The following is a 3,488-nucleotide window of genomic DNA, read 5'->3' on the forward strand; positions in this document are numbered from 1 at the left end:
ACCATGGCCGCCCAGCGCCGTATCCACGGCGCTGGGCGGCCATGGTCGTCCTGATCCTGGCCTTCATGCTGGACCTGCTGAACGTCACGATCGTCAACGTCGGGCTGCCCGCCATCCAGCGCGACCTCGACGCGAGCTCCACCCAGCTGGAGTGGATCTCCGCCTCGTATCTGCTGGCCTTCGCCGCCGCGCTGATCACCTTCGCGCGGGCCGGTGATCTGTGGGGCCGCAAACGGCTCTTCCTGCTGGGAATCGTCGCCTTCGGGCTCACCGGCCTGTGGAGCGGCTTCGCGAACGGCCCGGCGGAACTGATCGCCGCCCGCGCCGCGCAGGGGCTGGCCGCCGCCGCGCTCGCGCCACAGGTGATGAGCATCCTGTTCACCCTCTTCCAGGGGCGCGAACGGGCCACGGTCTTCGGGACGTTCGGGATCGTCGCCGGGCTCGCCCAGGCCGGGGGGCTGCTGCTCGGCGGTGTCCTGATCGGCGCGGACGTCGCCGGGCTCGGCTGGCGCGCGGTCTTCCTGGTCACCGTGCCGGCCGCCGCCGTACTCGTGGCGCTCGGGGCCTGGCTGGTGCCGGAGAGCAGGGTGCCGGGCAGCGCGCGGCCCCGCTGGCTGTCGACCGGCGTGCTCACCGCCGGGCTGGTCGCGATGGTGTTCCCGCTGATGGAGGGCCGTACGTTCGGCTGGCCCGCGTGGATCTGGGTCTGTCTGGCCGCGGGCGCCCTCGCGGTGCTGGGACTGGCGGTCGCCGAGCACCGGCGGCCGGCCTGGCGGGCGGGGGCGCTGCTGCCGATGGAGCTGTTCCGCAACCGGCTGGTCGTCACCGCGCTCACCGTGCAGCTGGTGGCCTTCGCCGCCTTCACCGGGTTCCTGCTGGTGTTCGTGCTGTGGATACAGAACGGGCACCACTACTCGGCGCTGGACGCCGGGGTGCTGACCATCGCGTTCTCGGCGGGCGGTCTGGCCATGGCGGGCTTCGTGGGGCGCCTCATCGTCCGGTTCGGCCGCGCGGTGGTGGTGGCCGGGTGTCTGCTGTCCGTCGCGGGCACGCTGGGTGTGCTGTACGGGGCACCGTCCGGGTCCACGGCGCCGGGGAGCGTGGACAGTTGGGCGCTGGTGCCGGGTCTGGCCGCGATCGGCGTCGGCATGAATCTCGTCATGCCGACGCTCAGCACACTGTTCTTCTCGACCGTGCCGCCCGAGCACGCGGGTTCGGCGTCGGGCATCTACAGCACGAGCCAGCAGTTCGGGGCGGCGGTGGGGGTGGCCGGCCTGGGCACGATCTTCTTCACCGTGGTGGACGGGGACGGAAGCTCCGAGGCGTACGCGACGGCGCTGACGGCCAGCGTCCTGACGGCGACGGCGGCGCTGCTGATCAGCGCGGCACTGAGCCTGGCGCTGGGCCGCCCTCCCAAGAAGGCGGGCTAGCCGGCCAGTTCGTCCTCCAGCCAGGTACGGCCGCGGGTACGGGGGCTGAGCCGGACCCCGCCCAGGGGTACGGCGAGGCGCTCGGCCTCGCGGTGTACGGCCGCCTTCGCGTCCGCGCCGACATCCTCGAGGAAGCGGCACACGATGTCGCCGCCGCCGTCCTGCGCCCAGCCGCCGACGACACGGCCGTCCCACCACAGCGAGGGGCCGATGTTCCCGGCCCTGTCGAAGAGGCGCGGGCCGTGTTCGCCGAGGAACCAGTCGCGTTCGTGCCAGCCCATCGGCGTGGAGTCGAGCGCCGGCAGCAGCGCGGCCCACGGCTCGGGCGGGGCGGTCGGCTCCAGGTCGTCGGGCAGGAGCAGACCCGTCGCACCGCCGCCGAGATCGGCCTCGACCGGCTTCAGTTCGGTCAGCACCCGCTTGACCTGGGTCTTCGTCCACCCCGCCCACCAGCGCAGATCGTCCGCCGAGGCCGGGCCGAACGCCCGTAGCCAGCGCCGGGCCAGCTCCTCCTCCGCGCGGTGGGTGTCCCACGGTGCCAGGCCGCCGGGGAACCAGTCCGTCAGCGGCGCCCACCGGTACTGGTGCGAGGTCCACGAGCCGCGCGGCCGGCCGCGTACCACCCGGCCCTCCGCGGCGAGCAGGAGCAGCAGTCTGCTCGCGACCTTCTGGGTGCCCTCGTAGTGCTTGCCGGGCGAGAGCACCACCTCCGTACTGAGGCGGGGGTCGTCGCCGGCGAGTTCGGCGGCCGTGGACTCCCCGCGCGCGGCGAGCGCCCGCACGGCGACGTCCTCCGTCTCGGCCAGCCACGCGCGTACGCCCGCCTCGTCGGCCGCGACCCCCGACGCGGCCAGGAACCCGAGGAGCTTGCGGCGTTCGCGCGCGGCCACCGCGTGCGAGCAGGCGGCCTGTATCACGGGCGCCACGTCGAGGGTGGTGACGAAGACCGTACGGCGCATGCCGAGGAGCCGGATGAGGGAGCGGTCCTCGTACAGGGCGCGTTCCACGTCCCGTACCGCGCCGCCGTTCGTCCGCGCCCACGTCGCCACGTACACGGAGGACGGGTCGGTGCTGTGCAGTGCGACGAGGTCGCGTGCCACCTCGACGGGACCGTCCGCGCGGGCGGCCACCGCCAGCCGGTGCCGTACACCGATCCGCGCCCGTCGCTCCGCCACGTCGATACGCCGCACGTCAGCCACTCCTCTGTGCCGTCTCGTGTCCTCTTCCCTACGGGAAGGGAAGCGTACGGGCCACCACCGACACGAGCACCGGTGATGTCGCCGGCGCCTGACTGTGTGTCACCGCCAAGAGCGAGCGGGCGCTGTTTACCGTGGCCTGATGCGACGTGCCCCCTGGTGGGTGCTGCTCTCCGCGAGCGGCGCCCCTGTGCTCCTGGTCGGTGCCTCGGCGATCTCGCAGGTGCTGCAAGGACCGACCTACAACCCCGCGGTGGAGACCCTCAGCATCCTGGCGTCCTACGGCGCCCGCGGCTACTGGCTGATGACGGGAATACTGCTCGTGCTCGGAGTCTGCTACATGGCCACGGCACACGGTCTCCGGGAGGCGGCCCTCCCCGGCCGCATCGCCCTGGCCGGCGGGGGACTCGCCGCGATGGCCCTGACCCTGGTCCCCGCGCCGCTGAGCGGTGGGGCGCTGAGCCACGGGGCGGTGGCCGCCACCGGCTTCGTCCTGCTCGCGATCTGGCCCGCGCTGGCCGCCCGCCACTGGAGGCGACCGGCGCCGTGGGGCCTCCGGTTCAAGGTGGCGATCGTGGCGACCGCGCTGATGTGCCTGTGCGCGTTGTGGTTCGTGTTCGAGCTCCAGGACGGGAAGGCCCCGGGCATCGCGGAACGGGTGGTGACCGTCGTTCAGGCGGTGTGGCCCCTGGTGGTCGCGGTCTCCTGCCGGGTATGGGCCGGCCCCGGGGGCGGCCCGGTACCGACGGAGTCCTGACGGGGGTTGGGGACCCGGCTCGTCCTCAAGCCGAGGATCCGGGAATCCCGAAAACGAAGATCCCGCCCGATCGTGATGATCGGACGGGATCTCGTGAACGCGGTG

The 3,488-nt window shown here is 73.2% G+C and carries 3 protein-coding genes; 2 read left to right on the forward strand and 1 reads right to left on the reverse strand.

Going from position 1 to position 3,488, the window contains the following annotated elements; genetic code table 11:
- On the forward strand, positions 1–1,430 hold a 1,430-nt coding region (locus BHU15_RS27285), incomplete at its 5' end, for an MFS transporter (RefSeq protein WP_069629612.1).
- Here BHU15_RS27285 and BHU15_RS27290 read toward each other — a convergent pair.
- Positions 1,427–2,611: a winged helix DNA-binding domain-containing protein gene (locus tag BHU15_RS27290; protein WP_107422941.1), complete on the reverse strand. Its 1,185-nt coding sequence runs from the start codon at positions 2,609–2,611 to the stop codon at positions 1,427–1,429. The two genes, BHU15_RS27285 and BHU15_RS27290, sit on opposite strands and share 4 nt — an antisense overlap.
- Positions 2,612–2,768: 157 nt before the next feature.
- Between BHU15_RS27290 and BHU15_RS27295 the strand changes: the two genes are divergently transcribed.
- The gene (locus BHU15_RS27295) at positions 2,769–3,383 is read left to right on the forward strand and encodes a DUF998 domain-containing protein (RefSeq protein WP_069629611.1); all 615 of its coding nucleotides are present in this window, start codon (positions 2,769–2,771) and stop codon (positions 3,381–3,383) included.
- Positions 3,384–3,488 lie beyond the last annotated feature (105 nt).

It is taken from the genome of Streptomyces niveus (genome assembly GCF_001723055.1).
In the GTDB taxonomy this organism is placed as follows: domain Bacteria; phylum Actinomycetota; class Actinomycetes; order Streptomycetales; family Streptomycetaceae; genus Streptomyces; species Streptomyces niveus.

Coding starts and splice junctions, on each gene's coding strand:
- BHU15_RS27295 (WP_069629611.1), top strand. CDS start 2,769: ATGCGACGTGCCCCCTGGTGGGTGCTGCTCTCCGCGAGCGGCGCCCCT.